This window comes from Turneriella parva DSM 21527, from assembly GCF_000266885.1.
GTDB classification, from domain to species: domain Bacteria; phylum Spirochaetota; class Leptospiria; order Turneriellales; family Turneriellaceae; genus Turneriella; species Turneriella parva.
In genome coordinates this window covers 2,605,697-2,622,528 of the sequence record NC_018020.1, presented here as the reverse complement: position 1 = coordinate 2,622,528, position 16,832 = coordinate 2,605,697, and the positions used below count along the sequence as shown (strand labels likewise).

18 protein-coding genes are annotated in these 16,832 nt (G+C 54.3%); 14 read left to right on the top strand and 4 right to left on the bottom strand.

The genetic code is table 11. The annotated features are described in order from the left end of the window. Positions 1 to 125: 125 nt before the first annotated feature. From TURPA_RS12580 to TURPA_RS12545, 8 genes are all read left to right on the top strand, one after another. Positions 126 to 560 carry a rod-binding protein gene (locus TURPA_RS12580; RefSeq protein ID WP_014803683.1) on the top strand — a complete coding sequence of 145 codons (435 nt, stop codon included), beginning with the start codon at positions 126 to 128 and terminating at the stop codon, positions 558 to 560. A gap of 61 nt (positions 561 to 621) precedes the next feature. After that, entirely contained in the window at positions 622 to 1,431 is an 810-nt protein-coding gene (locus TURPA_RS12575) for a tetratricopeptide repeat protein (RefSeq protein ID WP_014803682.1), read from the top strand. A gap of 10 nt (positions 1,432 to 1,441) precedes the next feature. Then, on the top strand, positions 1,442 to 1,807 hold the full coding sequence (locus TURPA_RS12570; RefSeq protein ID WP_014803681.1) for a PilZ domain-containing protein: 366 nt from the start codon (positions 1,442 to 1,444) through the stop codon (positions 1,805 to 1,807). A gap of 10 nt (positions 1,808 to 1,817) precedes the next feature. Further along, positions 1,818 to 2,717 (top strand): ABC transporter permease subunit, encoded by a 900-nt coding sequence (locus TURPA_RS12565; protein ID WP_014803680.1) that lies wholly within the window; start codon positions 1,818 to 1,820, stop codon positions 2,715 to 2,717. 1 nt (position 2,718) lies between these two features. Continuing rightward, a complete protein-coding gene (locus tag TURPA_RS12560; protein ID WP_014803679.1) occupies positions 2,719 to 3,486 on the top strand; it encodes an ABC transporter permease subunit in 768 nt (255 codons plus the stop codon). Between the two features lie 57 nt (positions 3,487 to 3,543). After that, a complete protein-coding gene (gene deoC / locus TURPA_RS12555) occupies positions 3,544 to 4,470 on the top strand; it encodes a deoxyribose-phosphate aldolase (protein ID WP_014803678.1) in 927 nt (308 codons plus the stop codon). Positions 4,471 to 4,533: 63 nt separating this feature from the next. Next, positions 4,534 to 5,454, top strand: a complete 921-nt coding sequence (locus TURPA_RS12550; protein WP_014803677.1) for an LpxI family protein — start codon at positions 4,534 to 4,536, stop codon at positions 5,452 to 5,454. A 2-nt stretch (positions 5,455 to 5,456) separates the two neighbouring features. Then, positions 5,457 to 6,626, top strand: coding sequence for a multiheme c-type cytochrome (locus TURPA_RS12545; protein WP_014803676.1), 1,170 nt, complete (start codon positions 5,457 to 5,459; stop codon positions 6,624 to 6,626). Here the strand turns inward: TURPA_RS12545 and TURPA_RS12540 are convergent. Then, on the bottom strand, positions 6,623 to 8,269 hold the full coding sequence (locus TURPA_RS12540; protein ID WP_014803675.1) for an SH3 domain-containing protein: 1,647 nt from the start codon (positions 8,267 to 8,269) through the stop codon (positions 6,623 to 6,625). The genes TURPA_RS12545 and TURPA_RS12540 overlap by 4 nt on opposite strands. 129 nt (positions 8,270 to 8,398) lie before the next feature. Here TURPA_RS12540 and TURPA_RS12535 point away from each other — a divergent pair, with 129 nt between their 5' ends. The 5 genes from TURPA_RS12535 to TURPA_RS12515 all read left to right on the top strand — a co-directional run bounded on the left by TURPA_RS12535 (position 8,399) and on the right by TURPA_RS12515 (position 12,992). Continuing rightward, positions 8,399 to 9,364 (top strand): IS30 family transposase, encoded by a 966-nt coding sequence (locus TURPA_RS12535; protein ID WP_014801511.1) that lies wholly within the window; start codon positions 8,399 to 8,401, stop codon positions 9,362 to 9,364. Positions 9,365 to 9,481: 117 nt separating this feature from the next. Then, positions 9,482 to 9,832, top strand: a complete 351-nt coding sequence (locus TURPA_RS12530; protein ID WP_014803674.1) for an ArsR/SmtB family transcription factor — start codon at positions 9,482 to 9,484, stop codon at positions 9,830 to 9,832. 59 nt (positions 9,833 to 9,891) lie between these two features. Beyond that, complete coding sequence (locus TURPA_RS12525; protein ID WP_014803673.1) at positions 9,892 to 10,647, top strand: electron transfer flavoprotein subunit beta/FixA family protein; 756 nt, start codon at positions 9,892 to 9,894, stop codon at positions 10,645 to 10,647. A 25-nt stretch (positions 10,648 to 10,672) separates the two neighbouring features. Continuing rightward, positions 10,673 to 11,620 carry an electron transfer flavoprotein subunit alpha/FixB family protein gene (locus TURPA_RS12520; protein WP_014803672.1) on the top strand — a complete coding sequence of 316 codons (948 nt, stop codon included), beginning with the start codon at positions 10,673 to 10,675 and terminating at the stop codon, positions 11,618 to 11,620. Positions 11,621 to 11,630: 10 nt separating this feature from the next. Continuing rightward, positions 11,631 to 12,992 carry a thiolase family protein gene (locus TURPA_RS12515; RefSeq protein WP_014803671.1) on the top strand — a complete coding sequence of 454 codons (1,362 nt, stop codon included), beginning with the start codon at positions 11,631 to 11,633 and terminating at the stop codon, positions 12,990 to 12,992. A gap of 77 nt (positions 12,993 to 13,069) precedes the next feature. On the opposite strand, the gene TURPA_RS12510 is transcribed toward TURPA_RS12515, so the two are convergent. After that, entirely contained in the window at positions 13,070 to 13,870 is an 801-nt protein-coding gene (locus TURPA_RS12510; protein WP_014803670.1) for a dienelactone hydrolase family protein, read from the bottom strand. A gap of 44 nt (positions 13,871 to 13,914) precedes the next feature. After that, positions 13,915 to 14,331 (bottom strand): fibronectin-binding protein, encoded by a 417-nt coding sequence (locus tag TURPA_RS21910; protein WP_157210487.1) that lies wholly within the window; start codon positions 14,329 to 14,331, stop codon positions 13,915 to 13,917. A gap of 129 nt (positions 14,332 to 14,460) precedes the next feature. Here TURPA_RS21910 and TURPA_RS12500 point away from each other — a divergent pair, with 129 nt between their 5' ends. Beyond that, the gene (locus tag TURPA_RS12500) at positions 14,461 to 15,735 is read left to right on the top strand and encodes a DEAD/DEAH box helicase (protein ID WP_014803668.1); all 1,275 of its coding nucleotides are present in this window, start codon (positions 14,461 to 14,463) and stop codon (positions 15,733 to 15,735) included. Here the strand turns inward: TURPA_RS12500 and TURPA_RS12495 are convergent, their stop codons facing one another. Beyond that, a complete protein-coding gene (locus TURPA_RS12495; RefSeq protein ID WP_014803667.1) occupies positions 15,736 to 16,830 on the bottom strand; it encodes a phosphatase domain-containing protein in 1,095 nt (364 codons plus the stop codon). Between the last annotated feature and the right edge of the window lie 2 nt (positions 16,831 to 16,832).

Below are 16,832 nucleotides of genomic sequence, written 5' to 3'. Positions count from 1 at the left end.
TGACTTATACAATCTGAATATTTTCGGCGTGTCATGGTTCGACGGGCTCACCATGACAATTGTCAACCCTGCGACGAGGCTCTGCGAGTCTCTGTCTTCAGAGCCTGTCGAAGGATGACTATCAGATGAACCTAAACGCAATCGACCCTCTTCTGCTCAGCCGCAAAGAAGCCCCTCGCCCCGGCAAGGCTGATAAAGAATCAAAAGTATCGTTTCAACAGCTCTTAAACGACCTCGTGCCCAAGAACCTCGACGGAAAAATCTCGTCAGAAACCTTCAGCCGCACCCCGCGCCGCGAGAAAATTCTCGAGCATGTCGGCGGTTCACCTGAACGGAAAAAAATGCTCGAAGCGGCGCGCCAGTTTGAGAACTTTTTTCTCGAGAAGATGTTTCGTGAAATGCGCAAGAATATGGGTAAGAACGATATTCTTCACGGCGGTTCTGCCGAAGATATTTTTCAGGATATGCTGCTCACCGAACGCGTGAACACGATGACACAGACATCGTCTCTGGGTCTTGCCGAGCAGATCTATACTGAAATGCAGCGGGCGCAGAAATAGATTAAGTTAAAGAGATTTGGTAACCAAGATGGTCACCGAAACGCAGAGAGCACATTCACCCATGAAGAACTCGCTGCGTATCGTAAATTCTCTGGCAAGGCTCGCAATCTGCGTCACAGCTACTTTGTGTCTTTATGGGCAGGGTGCACCCGCAAAACCGGCGGCGGCAGAAGCGGTCAAACCAGCTGAGCCGGCCGCCACGAGTGCAACTAAACCGCAACCGGTTAGAAATCCCCCCCGAAGCGCAAACCTGAAACGCGCTGAAAAACTGTACTTTTCGAAAAAATACGAAACTGCCGCCGCGCTATTGCGCAAGATTGTCGAAGAAGAACCCGAGAATGGCCGCGCGAATTCGCTTTTGGGCGATGTCTATTACCTTCAGGGCTTTCACGAAAAGGCGCTGAGCCATCTGATGCGCGCATCAGAACTCAACGAAAACAAGGCGCCTGACCTGTTTCGTCTGGGTCAGGCATATGAAAAATTAAACAAGCCCAAAGAGGCTGTGCGTTCTTACCTCAAGGCTTATGAGCAAGACGATTCGATGAAAGAGGCATTGTTTCATGTCGGTTTCGTCTATCTGAGCCTCGAACGCAACAAACTCAAGACCATCGAATACTGGCAGCGCTTCGTCGACGAAGCGACAACCGACCCGCAGCGCGAGAAGGTTGCGACCGTTTTGAAATTTCTGCGCGACCCGAATTTCGTTTTGCCCGACAAGAACAGTCCGATTTCGCTTGAAGAGGCCCTGATGCTCGGTGGTGCGACGGGGCCTGCCGAACCCACGACCGGCGACGACAAGGGTGCCGGCCACGAAAAAGCAAAGGAGAAGAACGATGGTAAAGAACTTCTCGACGATGACTCGCTGAACTAGAATCTATACCATGCCGAATGCGAACGACCGCCGCAGCCAGCACCGGGTTACCGCCGGCGCGTACATCGAATACCGCGTAACCATCGACGGTACGCAGGTCAAAGACGCAATCATGAGCGATATTTCAGAGGGCGGCGTCATGGTGCTCGTCGAGAGTGCCGACATTGGCCGCGAACTCGTTGTCGGCGAAAGCGTCGGCGGTGAAATTATTCACGACCGCACAAAATTCAATTTTCGGTTTCGCGGCGAAATCGCCTGGATTCAGCCGCGCGATATGCGGTCGCGGCGGTTTGTCGCGCTCGGCATTCGTTTCGCACCCGGCGTGCAACTGCCCGCGCAGATTTACGCAATTCTGATGGCCGACCACGATTTCTGAGCAGCACAGCATGCCGCTGCGTCTGTTGCGTTCGCTTGCCCGCCCGCTGGGGGGATTTCTCACCATACTCGTTCTGGTCACCCTGCTGACGGTGTTTCTGCAGCATTTACGCAAGGGCACCGCAGAAGAAGCGCTCATGGGGCAACGAGGCACCGCGCAGGGCCTCGCGCTGATTACGCAGAAATCGTTCTTAACGAAACTCGCAGAGTTTGCAGCCGACCTGCCCAACATTTTCAAGTGGAAGTCTCTCAGGGGCACGCCGATCGTGCCGCAGATTCAGCACGCCTTTGCCAATACGACGCTGTTGACCGTGCTAAGCCTCGCGTTTTCGGTTGTGATTGGTCTCGGTTTGCTGGTGGTGGCAGAATTCGCACCAGCCTTTTCGCCTGCTCTAGAACGCCTCGCAACGGCGATTAACACGACACCCATATTTCTGATTGGCATTTTTTTGATCTGGCTGTTTTCATTTGCGCTGCACCTTTTGCCCTCGGGCGGTGACAGCACGGTCAAATCATTTATTCTGCCGGCGCTCGGCATTGCGCTGAAATTTGGCGCGCGGCTTTTTTTATTGCTGACCAACTACATGCGCGCGCTTGAGAAGCAGGTGTTTATTCTGCGCGCACGCGCGTACTCGCTCGGCAGCGGGCGCATTTTCATGCACAAACTCGCCAACTGTGCAATGCCCTTTGTAATATTCTGGCTGATAGAGACTGCGTCTCTGTTTTCAGGCGCCGTAATTGTTGAATCGCTGTTCTCGATTCATGGCCTCGGCACTCTGCTGCTCTTCGCGCTGCTGCAATACGATATTCGGCTGATCTTTGCCAACCTGGTCGTCATCGCGGCGATTGTCTATACGACTTCGCTGATACAGGCGGGTCTCGCCGCGCGCGAAGAGGCACTCAAGGCATGAGATGAAATATATTCGTATTTTTTCGCTGCTGTTGCTCTTCTTTGTCGTCGCCGCCCAAATCGTCTTGCCCGACGCCGAAATTCAACTCGATCATACTTTTCTACCGCCCGGTGAAGGTGCGCTATTCGGTACGACTCCACTTGGGCAAAGTGTGGCAACCCTGGTCGTTGCGGGCGCGGGCCAGACGCTCGGTATCGCCGCATCTGCGCTCGTGGTTTCCCTATTTCTGAGCCTCGCGCTCGCTGCTCTGAGCTACCTGTTGCCACAGAAAATCGCCCGAGCCTACGCGTATATCATCGATGCATGGCTTGCGATACCGGGTATATTCGTGGCCCTTTCAATCGGCTACTTTTTGCCCCAAAGTTTCTTTTCGGTAATCACGGCGTTAGTGCTCTCTGAATATGCCGCTCTGCAGAAGTTTATACTGCAACGCCTGCAGAATGTTTCGCGCAACGACTATATTACAATGGCGCAGGTGATGGGCGCGCGCAGGCAGCATGTTTTTTCGTGGCATGTGCTGCCACAGCTCGCGCGGGAGAGTGGCTACCTATTTGTGCTGACGATGCCCTCCATTGTGCTCTCACTCGCGAGCCTCGAATTTTTAGGAGTGCAGACCGGCGCAAGCAGGCTTTCGCTGGGCATGCAAATCGCCGTGTACAAAGATTATATTTTACTTTACCCATACCTCAGTCTTGCCCCCGTTCTGGCGCTGCTGCTGCTGCTCTTTGCTTTAAACGAAGCGGTGAAGCTCGTCAAAACGGAAAATTAAGCAGCTCTGCCATTTTTCTTGACGCCGCCCGCGTCTAAAAACTCCATGAGCGCAGATATGAAAGCCGTTGCGCCCACCCGCCTCTATGCCAGCCCCACTCTCGACCCCATGTATACCCCTGTAGATCAGGTCGGTGTTGAAGAGCGAGTGGCCAGATTCAAAACGCGCAGTCTCAAGAACGAAGCGAAACTGGCAGGTATTCGCCTCGCAATCCGCATGATCGACCTGACAACGCTAGAGGGCAAAGACAGCCCGGGCAAGGTCATTCAACTATGCCAGAAGGCAATGCGCCCTTCAGAGCTTCCCGGTGTGCCCAAAGTTGCGGCAGTCTGCGTTTACCCGAACATGATACCCGTTGCCAAAAAGGCACTTAAAGGTTCTGGCATCCATATCGCCTGCGTGTCGACGGCTTTTCCCGCGGCGCAGATTCCGCTCGATATCAAGATCGAAGACGTCAGGCGTTCGGTAGAGCTTGGCGCCGACGAAGTCGATATGGTTATTTCGCGCGGCCAGTTTCTGGCAGGCGAATACAACTATGTATTCGATGAGATCGCTGCGGTCAAAGAAGCCTGTGGCAAAGCTCACCTGAAAGTGATTCTGGAAACCGGTGAACTCGAAACTCTCGATAACGTGCGCCGCGCGAGCTTCATCGCCATGCGTGCGGGCGCCGATTTTATCAAGACTTCGACGGGCAAAGCGGCAGTCAACGCGACGATGCCCGTTACCCTCGTCATGCTCGAATGCATTCGCGACTACTATGACGACACCGGCATCAAAATCGGCATGAAGCCTGCCGGCGGCATTCGCACCTCGAAAGAAGCATTGCACTACCTCGTTATGGTCAAAGAAACCCTGGGCGACGCCTGGCTCGACCCCGATTGGTTTCGCTTTGGTGCCTCGACACTGCTCAACGATCTGCTGATGCAATACGCAAAACAGACAAAAGGCGGCTACCAGTCTTTGGATTATTTCTCTTTAAGTTGATCGGTTGGTGCCCTTCGGTAAGCTCTGTGGCAGAGACCCGATGACGGATCACAGGGTGACGGGATGAAACACCTCGCCATTTTTGCCGGTGCTGGCGAGTTGCCGCTTATTGCGGCGAAGAATGCAGCAAAAGCGGATATCCCCTTTACTCTTTACCACATCACCGAGGCAGAACTGAATGCAGAGCTTGCTGCAGATATTTCGTTGAAAAAGCGCGAAGTTTCTCTCGGCACTTTGGGCCAGACATTCGCCTACCTAAAAAAAGACAAGATTACCGAAGCGATTCTGCTTGGCAAAATCGAAAAGCAACGCCTGCTTCAAGATGTGGTGCGCGATGCAGAAGCAGACAGAATTTATGCAGCCGCCGCCGACCGGCGCGACGATACGCTGTTTCATGAATTTGCGCGGGCGCTCGCGTCGATGCAGATTCACATTCTGCCGCAGAAATCATTGCTCGACGGCTGTTTTCTGCCCGCAGGTGTGCTGACGCAGAAAAAGCCTGAATCCGCATCGCTGCTCGAAGACATCGAATTTGGCTATGAACTCAGCAGAAAAATCGGCAGCCTCGATATCGGTCAGACAGCCGTTGTATTTCAGAAGATGGTGCTCGCGGTCGAGGCAATTGAAGGCACCGATGCGGCGATCAGGCGCGCGGGAGAAATAATAAACAAGGGTTCGCCGACAGAGGCGCATCGTGCGCATGGCGAACCTGGCGCCTCCGTGCGCTCTGGTTCACCCCAAGATGCGCATCGTGCGCATGGCGAACCTGGCGCCTCCGTGCGCTCTGGCGTCGTCTGCAAAACTGCGAAGACTTCGCAAGACCCGCGTTTTGATCTGCCGGCGGTCGGCACACGCACTCTTGAGACAATGCACGCGGCGGGTTTGCAGGCGCTCGTGATTGAAGCCGCACACACACTCGTCGTCAACCCGCAAGAATTTATTGCGCGAGCCGATGCGCTTGGCTTGATTGTGATCGCCCGCTGAAAGTGTACGCAGGCAGCTTTAAGGTCGCTCTCGCGCTTCTTGCGTTGTCGCAGCTGCTCTTTTGCCAAAAGAGCGAGCCCACTCCCCTTTTCACAAAAGGTGTTTTTCCGCTGGTGATGCGCCCGGCTGACTTTGCCGCGCACCCCAAAACCGGCGCGGCGATGCAAAGTTCGACCGATTGTGCCCCCTGCCACGAAACTGCCTACCGTAACTGGCAGGCGTCGCGCCACCGGGTCGCGCTGACGAACGAGCTATACCGCGAAAGCCATGAGCGCGAACCGTCACCGTGGTGTGTCAACTGCCATGCACCGCTGCGCCTTTCGGGCAGCGATAGTAAACCGTACCGTGAAGAAGAAGGTGTCTCATGCCTGGTCTGCCACGTGCGCGAGGGCAAAATTCTCGTGAAAAAGTTACCGCAAACCTCCGCTGGTGGGTCGCGCGTCACCCATGCCGGGCCTGCTCATTCTTATTCGGTCGACAACCGGCTGGGTGACGAGAGGTTTTGCGAAGGTTGCCACGAGTTTAATTTTCCCACAGCGGCGACAGCGATGCGCGAAGGGCATGCGCTGCATTATACTGACCAGCCTATGCAGAGCACCGTGAGCGAATACCGCAGTTCGGCCTTCTATGGCAATGTCACCTGCAGCGGCTGCCATCTCTTTCCTTACACGCCAGACTCGCATACATTTCCCGGCGGGCATGCTATTGACCGGCTAAAGAAAGATTTACGCGTCGAGGTTGCGCGGGTGTCGCCCGGCCGAATTGCGCTAAAACTTTTTGCGTCAGGCGTCGGGCACAGCCTGCCAACCGGTGATTTGTTCAGAACTCTCAGGGTGAGAATCATCGACCCGGCAAGTAAGCTCGCAGAAGAGATCGAGCTCCGCCATTATTTTGAACCAATCGCGGGAGCCGCAAACAGCACCACTTTACCTTTAAAGCGCAGGGTGCGCGAAGAGACGTTGCCACCGCCGCAGGCAGATTATATCTCGATGCGCGAATTTACGGTCACATGGCCGGCGTCAGCAGACAGAGTCGTCACCGAACTTTACATCGACTACCTCAACCACATGAGCACCATCACGACGCGCTTGCCTCCACATATGACGCGCCCGCTGATCAAACGCGAAACGCATCGGCTCGCCCCGGCGCGGGGCGCAGATGCAAAGGGTTAGCCCGGGTTGCCGGGCAGATCGTCTGGTTTTTCGATCGGCTGAAATTTTGCACCGTCGTACCTGAGGTATGCGGGAAAACTTCGGTGTTTGGTATTGAGCGCCACTGCTTTATTTTCTTTCAGCATCTCTGCGAGGTTCTTGCCACACCGCTCGGTTAGTTGTTCGTCGCTGTCTTCGGCCGCACCACCTTCAACGATAAGATATCTGCCCTCGAGTCGCGCCGAAAGGCAGGTGTCAGGTTCATTGGAATAAGAGAAGATGGGGCTTAACCTGCCTTCGGCAATTGCGTAAACCTGTAAGAAACTTCCCGCTCGCATTTGGTATGTCTCGCTGACAACTTCAGGCGCGCCATTATTGTCGAGATCGACAAAAGAGACCTCACCCCGCCCAAGTTTACCGAGAAAGATATTCTTGCCTTCTTTGGTCTCAACGAGCAGCGAAATACGCTCGTTGACGCCGAGACAGCTGATCTTGCCATTATCTTCTGACACGCTGTAGGCGTGACCCAGAGCTGTTTGAATTGCAAGAAAACTGCGCTTTTCGCTGTCGCTGCCGCCCTCGAAAGGCAAGACTCTTGTGCATTGCAAATTGACATCGCCGCGCAGATAAGTGTTCAGATCTTTCGCCAGAGTCTTTTCGATCTTGTGAGGCTGTTTACCCGAAATCGTAAAATAGTCGCCGGTAAACTTTACGTCAGATTTGGCGATGTAATAATATTTTTGTATAAAATATTCTGGCTCAGCTTCAAAACGCGCGAGAACTCTGTAGCGATCTGTCGACTTCGTCGTTTCACCGTCAATCTCAAGAATAGCACCTTTTAAAATTTCGCTTTTTGGCTTATCTGAATCGGCCATCGGCAATGAATTCAGATTAAACGTGTCTGCGCCCACTGGTGCGCGCAGCGCTTTAGCATACTTGGCAGTGACGGTTGCCCAGCCGTGAATAAAGCGAAAGCCCACGTCTTGCAGTTGCGCGAGTTCGTCGTAGAGCCCTGCGAGCATATAACCACCGAAACAATAGCCGGTTTGCCCCTGCGCATCGCTCACGAAATACCATTCGGCCCGCTTCTTGTCGATTTCGACCGTCGACGCAGAAATCGCCAGCACCTTCAGCACCTCGCCGTTCTTAAGCTGGCGAATCACCGCGCCATTCATTGCCGGCGACTTGCGTAAGTTAACGGATGTCGTCGCCATAACGCCGGGCACGCCGACTTTATCGACAGAGTTTCCCTGCGCATCTTCAACGGTTGTGCGCTCTTCGGTTTTTTTATTAAAGACGAGAAAATTTTCGCGTAGCACCTCTTCGCGTTCGCTGACGAAGCCTTCGACCGGCGCTGCGGCCCCCGGTGCGGTAAACCTCACTTTATACCAAAACGCCGTGTCAGGCGTCTTCAGATCAGCCACACGCGTACCGAAAATGTCTACCGCCGCACCCACCGGCAGCGCCACGACCGCCTTCGCCCGCGCCTCGGGTGAGGCCTGAATCGCGATCGGCGTCTTCACCACAAAAGCAGTCGAAAGCGGTTCATTCGCCGAAGAGGCCTGCTGTGCCTCGCGTGCGCCGGCTGCCTTTTTTTTGCAGGCCGGTATTGCGGCGATGCCAGCCATCAATATAAGGAGGATTGAGAACTTAAGCTTGGTCATCAACCCTGCTCTGCTACCTCGCGCGATTCGTCGGCAGATTCCAAAACGAAGTGCGAAAGGGATAAAGTAATGTAAGGCCGCTCCCGGGTTTCGAGGTTGATTTGCGAAAAACGACCACGGAGCCCCCGGATGCGACCCTACGTTCAACTATCAAATGATGAAAGACTGCGTATAGAAGAAAGCCTTGCTGAGGGCCTCAAGGCCAGCCAAATCGCCAGAAATCTTAAGCGACACCCGAGCACTATTTTTCGAGAGATTCGGCGTAATTCAATGCCACGACATTACAGCGCGCGGTGCGCCAGAGACGAGGCGCGAAAGCGCCAGACTAATACCAACGCCGCGAAGGTTACACCAGAGCTTTGGTCAGAGATCGGAGCATCGCTCAAGTCGACGCTGTCACCAGAACAGATCGCAGGCCGCATGCGCCTAGAACGTTTCGACGGTGTCTGCATGCAGACGATTTACAATCATGTGCGCAAGAAATCCGGCACATCGAATTTTTATCGCCTGTGCCTGCGCCGCAAAGGCAAACCATACAAGCGCAAAGTGAGGATTGAGGCTGAAAACAAAGGGTTTTTTCGCATTCACGACCTGCCAGCCGAAGCTTTGACGCGACGCAAACCCGGCTACTGGGAGGGCGATTTGGTCGAGGGTAAAATGGGCACCGGGCAGATTGCAACTTTCGTCGAAAGGCATTCGCGTTACTTGCTCGCGGCGAAACTGGAGCGCAAATTGGTGACACAGTTTAACGCTGCAGCGCGCGACCTATTCGCCGACATCGATAACGAACGGCTGCGGGGTATCATTTACGATCGGGGCACCGAGATGAGTGGCTACCGCGACCTGCAGCAAGTGCTGAACTGCGGCATCTACTTTTGTGACCCCGGCTCGCCATGGCAGAGAGGTACGAACGAAAACACGAACGGCCTGCTGCGCGAGTCTTTTCCCAAAGGCACAGATTTTCGGCGCATCGACCAGGAACAGGTTGACGCAGCGCTTAAATTACTAAATAACCGACCACGCAAGCGGCTGAATTACCGAACCCCGGCCGAGGTCTACTTTCGCAGCCCTATCGCACTTCGTTTTGGAATGTAAGGTCAAATATATTACGGCCGACTTCTTTTTCCTTTTCGCCTTGTTCGAGTCATCAGACGTGGCAACGCGTCGATGAATTTCGACGCGTTGCCGAGAGGCTGGTCCAGGCAGAATGCAATGCAGAACGAGAAGGCGCTCAACGGCTTTGTACGCAGGCGCAAGACCGTTTCTGCCGAGAACATATACCTGTTCAAGACAGAGGTCTTGCGGGCATTGTCCGACGAAACCCGACAGGGAATCATCGTTCTGCTGGGCAAACACGGCAGTCTGTGCGTGAGCGATCTGGCCGCGTATTTTAACGTGGGCAGGCCAACGGTTTCGCACCATCTGCATGTGCTGAAAGGGGCCAAAGTTGTTCGTTCTGAGAAGCTGGGTAAAGAGATGCATTACTCTCTCAACCTGCGCAACATCAGACGATCGATCAAGAGCCTCGACAGAGTTCTGGACAGCATAGAAACAAGCCAATGATCCATGCCTCCCAAAGGGAGGCATGGATCATTGGTAAAAAAAGGTAAAAGGAGTAACGGATGAATACACTGGTTTTGATCAAGCAAGTGCCCGATACAGAGGCAAAAATCAACGTCGCCGCAGGCAAAATATCTGAGGCTGGCATTAAATGGACGATTTCACCCTACGACGAAATTGCTCTCGAAGAAGCAATCCGCATGAAAGAGAAATCAGGTGGTACCGTTACAGCTCTCGCCGTGGGCGATGATTCTGTACAAAACGCGCTGCGCTCTGCATTTGCCATGGGCGCAGACAACGCAATTCATGTGAAAGTCGATGGTTACCAGATGCTCGACAGTTTCGGCATCGCAAAAGCCATAGCTTCGGCGATCGAAGGCGCCGATTACAAAGTCGTGCTCGCCGGTCGTCAGGGTTCAGACTCTGACAATGGTCAGGTGCCCCTGATTCTCGCAACCCTCAAAGGCTGGGGCTGCGTTTCGTTCGCGAAAAAAGTTGAAGTATCGGGCGACAAGGCCATTATCGAATGCGAAGCCGACGGCGGCGAAGCGGTTTACGAAGCTTCTCTGCCCGTTGTAATCACCGCGAACGCGGGTCTTAACGAACCCCGTTACCCTTCACTCAAGGGCATCATGGCATCGAAGAAGAAACCAATCGATTCAAAACCCGCAAACATTGGCGCCGAAACAAAGATCGAAGTGCTCGGCTTTGAACCGCCGCCGGCACGTCCGGCTGGCCGCACAATCGACGGTGCAGATGCAGCAGCAAAAGCGAAAGAGCTCGTGAAGTCTCTGCGCGAAGAAATCAAGGCTATTTAAAAAGCTACAGGTAAAGGAGCAAAACATGGCAAAAATACTCGCAGTAGGCGAAATCGCAGGCGGAGTCTTGAGAAAGGCTTCGCGTGAAACGACGAGCGTGGGCAAGAAGCTCGGCTCGGTATCAACGGTTCTTATCGGCTCGGGTGCAGCGGCAGGCGCAGCAGAAGTTGCGAAACACGGCGCTGACACCGTGTATGTAGGCGAAATCGCCACGTACAACGGCGAAGCGTATGCAAAAGCAATCGCAGACCTCGTCAAGGCGAAGGGCTATGAAGTGGTCATTCTACCCCACTCATGGATAGGTCGCGATATCTCTGCCCGCATCGCGACACTCTTGAATACAGGTGTGATCTCAGACGCCGTCGACATCAGCATGGACGGCGACCGCGTAAAAATACGCAAGCCCGTCTACTCTGGCAAGGCGTTCGTGTCGCTCAAGGTCAAGGCATCGCCACAGGTCGTGACGATTCGCCCCAACGCTCACCCGATCGCTGAAAGCGCAGGAGCCGGCGCGGTTGAAAACATCACCGTCGATGCAGGCGCAGCAAAAGCGAAACAGGTCAAGTTCGAAGCGAAAAGCGGCTCACGAGTGTCACTGACCGAAGCCGACATCGTCGTCTCGGGTGGCCGCGGCATCAAAGGCCCTGAGAACTTTCCTCTCATCGAACAGCTCGCCGATATTCTTGGCGCAGGCGTCGGCGCAACGCGCGCGGTTGTCGATGCCGGCTGGTGCGACCACACGTTGCAGATCGGCCAGACGGGGCAGACAGTTTCGCCAAAACTCTACGTCGCGGTCGGCATCTCGGGCGCGATTCAGCACATGGCGGGCATGGGCTCGTCAAAGTACATCGTTGCGATCAATAAAGACGCAGATGCACCGATCTTCAAGGTTTCGACCTACGGAATTGTAGACGACCTGTTCAACGTATTACCACCGTTGAAAGAAGAGCTGAAGGCAGCCCTCGGCAAGTAAGGAGAAAATTATGGCAAAAAAAATGAAATTTGACCGCGATGGCGATCGTATCGTTGTTGCCGGTGCAGTGAGAACTCCCGTTGGCCAGGCTGGCTCGGCGCTCTCGGCGATGCACTCTTTTGAACTGGGTTCTTTGGTAGTCGAAGAGCTGCTGAAACGCACGAAACTCGACAAGAACAAGATCGACGGTGTCGTTGCGGGTGAAATTGGCCAGTCGTCAAAAGCGCCAAACGCCGCGCGCGTTATCTCGGTTAAAAACGACCTGCCACTGAATGCGAGTGCAGTCACTGTGGCAAACAACTGCGTTTCAGGCTACGAAGCAGTCTTTGAAGCGGCTCGCCGCCTGATCACCGGCGAGAACGATCTGATCGTGGTTATCGGCGAAGAGTCGATGTCTAACTTTCCCATCTACCTCGATGGTGCGAAGCAGAACTCTAAAACGGCAAACATCGATAAGCTCAAGGCGAACTGGGCCGAAGTGCCTAATATGCCCGACATCAAACTAATCGACGGCGTGGCAGAGGGCCTCAACGACCCCATACGCGACGCGATGATGTTTGCGACGGCAGAGATCGTGGCGCAGAAACTGGGCCTCACGCGCGAAGAGCTCGACAAGTATGCGCACGGCTCATACAAAAAGGCTTTCGATGCGCTGAGCGCAGGCACATACGACAAGTACCTGCTGCCCGTAAAATACGGCGAAAAACCAGAAGAAGTTCTGAGCAAAGACGAGTTTGTCATGGGCAAAACCGGCTTTATTGAGAAGCCTGAGCGTTTCGCAAAATCACCTGTGATCTACGAAAAAATGCCCGGTGGCCTCAAAGGTCTCTATGATCGTTTCGAAAAGTGGATTGGTAAAAAATACGAAGAGACTGCGAAACCTGTGGTGACGCTGTTCAACGCGTGCCCGCAATCCGACGGAGCCGGCGCAGTGGTACTGACTACTGAGTCAAAAGCGAAAGAACTGGGCCTGCCGATACTCGCAAAAATCAAAGGTTGGGGCTATGCCGGTGTAGACCCTGCGATCATGGGCCTCGGCATTGCATACGCAATGAAGCAGGCGCTGGAAAACACAGGCCTCAGCTGGGATGAAATCAACAAGTTTGAAATCCATGAGGCGTTCGCTGCAACTGCCCTGGGTTCAATGGTTGTGGCGCGCGACGAGTTCAAACACGATCTGGTATCACGCCTTGAAAAAGGTGATGTCAACCCGAACGGCGGTACACTCGCGATGGGTCACCCGCTCGGAGCAACAGGCATTCGTGTACTGATCAACCAGCTGCTCGACATCGAAGCTGGCGCAAAATACGCAATGGGCTCGATCTGCGCCGGCGGCGGCGTTGGCGGCGCGTTGATTCTCGAGAAACCATAAGGTTATATTGCGGGCGGTGGGCAGTGCCCAACGCCCGCAAAATAAAATGAGATTGAAAGCGGCCTTGGCCGCTTTTTTTATTTTAGAGTCTTGCGCAAGAACGAGAGCATGCTCGCCCACGATTCGAGATCAGCTTTAACGTCATATTTCATACCGAAGTGCTCTTCATGACCAACGTTTGACTTCAACGTGAAGCCATGCGTTGCGCCTGGGTGCACCACGAGCTGGTATTCGGCCTTCACCTTGTCGAGTTGGGCCCTCAGCGCCTTGACGTCTTTTTCGGGTACAAATTTATCTGCCCCGCCGTGGTGAATCAGTAATGGCACCTTGATGTTGCCAGCGTCAGCCACCAGCGTCGGAAAAGACAGCGCGGCGTGAAAGGTAACCACGCCTCTGATATCGGCCGCCATGAGAGCGGCTTCGATCGCGGCCATGCCCCCAAAACAATAGCCGATGATTGCAATGCGCGAACTATCGACTTCGGGCCGACTTTTCAGAACCTGCAATGCCGTCTCGATGCGCGACCTGAGCAGCTTTCGGTCTTTGCCATAGATGCCGCTGAGTTCGCCGGCTTCTTTGTGGTTCGTTGCGCGCACGCCTTTGCCATACATATCCATCGCGAAGGCGACATAGCCGTTTTCGGCGAGCATTCTGGCGCGCATCTGTTCGTAGTCGTCGAGACCTGTCCAGTCGTGAATGAGCAGCACGCCCGCAAGTTTCTTGTCTGTCTTTTTGGGCAAGGCCAGATAACCTTCAAAGTCTTTGCCGTCTTGCTGGTAAGTGAGGCTTGCTGTTTTCATGTGCGCCGCCGGGTCATTCTTCGGCGAACACGCGCTGAGAAACGCGGCCAGAGCCGCGTATGCTATTGGATTTTTCATTTGCGCGACACCGCCGGGTGCCCTTTGCGCGTCAATTCAATCGCTTACTGGCGGGTAAGTTTTTCCCGGCCTCGGCCGCGTTTACCCCATTTACCATTGAGAATCGCACCGCCGCCGACGATTTTGTATACCACCGGTTCTGCCTGGCCCCAGTCGACGGTCAGCACGGTTCCACTCAAAGTTCCAGTGCCTTCATACGTTTCGCTGCCAATTGTCCAGACAACGTGAAAACCTGAGGTGGCATCGCCTGAAATGACAACGCTACCCTCATATCTTGTCCCCTCTGGCGTCGAGCCCTGCACTGCATAGCTACCACCCTGAAACGCGCCGGCCGCCGGTGCGCTGCCATTGCAGTTGGGGTTCATGTGCGCGTTGGGTGCCTGACATTCTGAATAGTTCTGCGCAAAACCACCGACCGTGAGAGCCAAGCAGCAAAAAAGCATGTTGAGCGATTTCTTCATGAGCGCTGAGTGCGCCGAGGCCATGGGCCTGTCAACAGCAAGTTGCGCGCGCCGTGGTATTCTGCCAGCAGCTTCTTTGTCAATATACTGCTATGGTTTACACCCTGTCTCAGGCTCAGTTTCTGGCGGATGTCTGATTTTGAAAAATTCGGTTTCTCTGAGGCGATCACCCGCAACGTCACGCGTGCGGGCTTCAAAGCGCCAACTCCTATACAAAAAGAAGCGATACCGCACGCACTCGCCGGCAAAGATATTCTCGGTTTGGCACAAACCGGCACCGGTAAAACGGCGGCCTTTGTATTGCCGATGCTCGAAAAGCTGAGCGCACAGCCAGCGCGCAAAATTCGCGCCCTCGTCGTAGCCCCAACCCGCGAGCTGGCCGAACAGATACACCAGGTAATTGTCACCCTCGGCAAAGACACGCGCCTGCAATCGATGACCATTTACGGCGGCGCGAGCATGAACCGACAACTCGGCGAACTGCGTAAGGGTGTCGATATTGTCGTCGCCTGCCCTGGCCGACTGCTCGACCATTTGCAGAGAAAATCCCTGACACTGGATGCTGTCGAAACGCTCGTTCTCGACGAAGCCGACCAAATGTTCGACATGGGTTTTTTACCCGCGATCAAACAGATCGTCGCAAAACTGCCGCAGAAAAGACAGACAATGCTTTTTTCGGCCACTATGCCCGAAGAGATCAGAAAGCTGAGCGCGCAGATATTGCGCGAGCCGGTCAAGGTTGAACTGGCGCGTGGCCCGGTCGCGACGATCAGCCACGCACTTTACCCGGTAACCCATGAGCTGAAAACTCCGTTGCTATTGCATCTGCTCAAAGACGCCGGTGATCAGCCGATTCTCGTATTCACGAAAACGAAACACAAGGCAACCCGCCTCGCCGATCAACTCGCAAAAGCCGGTTTCACAACTGCCTCGCTGCAGGGTAACCTCTCACAGAACCGGCGCGACAGCGCACTTGCAGGCTTTAAATCGGGCAAATACCAGATTCTGGTCGCAACCGACATCGCCGCGCGTGGCATCGACGTGAACAACATCTCACACATTATCAATTATGATATTCCCGCGAGCAGTGAAACGTATATTCACCGTATCGGCCGCACGGCGCGGGCAACAAAAAGCGGCGACGCATATACTTTCGTGACCAGCGAAGACAACCGCCAGGTGCGCGAAATCGAAAAAGCCCTCGGCAAACCCATTGAAAAGCGCACGCTCAAAGATTTTGATTACAAAGGCGCGACGATTGCGCAGGTCGCAGCTCAGATTAACCGACCGCCGCAACAGACCGCAGCGGCAAAACCTGCGACCCCCGCAGCGGGCGAGAAACCTAAGGCCGCGGGCAAACCGCGCCGCAAACGTTACCAGGGCTTCGGCCGCAACCGGCGTTAGTTAAACGTGGCGCTTGGGGGCGAAGCGCAAATAGCGTTCGACCAGGCTCAAATCACGATCGGTTTCGCGCCGCATCGGCGGCAGAATCGTGTCGGGTACACGACTGAAAGTATCGAGAGTCTTCACAAAATCGCTGCGCAGATCTGAGATAATGCGCCTCGGCAACGCCAGAGGATTTCCCTTGTACACAATACGTAACAGCTTACGAGCTTCACCCTTGTCGATAAGACCGCGCCGCAGAAGGTCTTCTGTTGAAGTCGTGAACTCGGTGACACCGAACTGGTAGTTACGGATCATATCTGAAATAATGCGAAACAGCCCGGCACGGTTGATCGCTGACATTTTGTACAGAATCACCCCTGTTTGAAAGTAATTCTGCGTCGGTACGACTTTATCAGAAAGTGTCGTGTGGTAGTGAGCCGGGGTCTTTTGCTCAAGGTGAATAAAAATGCGCTTGATTGCGTCGCGCGGTTTGTATCCGCTTTCTCTGAGCCTTTTCAGGTTCTCGGCGATCAGGTCGCGCTCGTCGGGGGCAACATTCCATTTTTTGAGAATCGTCAGAACCTCGTAGTCGTCGAGCGCGCCCGAGACGATGTCGGCATAGAGCGCGTAGATCGTCGCATCGTATTCAGAATCGTCGCCAAAAAGCAGCTCTTCAGCTTTCAAAGGAAATACACTGCGCGCGTAGATGAGCGCTGCCAGCTTGAAACCGATTTTATCGATGATTTTTTTGAACTGAAACTTTTTTACGGCCGAACGCCAGTTTTTGAACAGAATGCCGTCAAATCCGACACCGTCGAGCTTCAGCTTTTCTGAAACCACCTTGTGCATGCCCTCAGGGGAACCCGAAATAAAGTAGATCGGCACCGGGGGGGCCGAACCACCCGGCCCGCGCCTCAGCTCGCGCACCACGGCAGCCACACCGGGAATGTTCTTCTTCTCTTCAGCTTTTTCGAACGGAATACGCACCAATTTTCGCAACGACTCAAAACGCGTGTCGAGGTAGGTTTTGTCGAGATCGAAAGTACAGACGTACCCATCGTATTTTGAACTGCTGCGGCGTGTACCGTAGATATTTTCGAGTGATTTCAGCATTT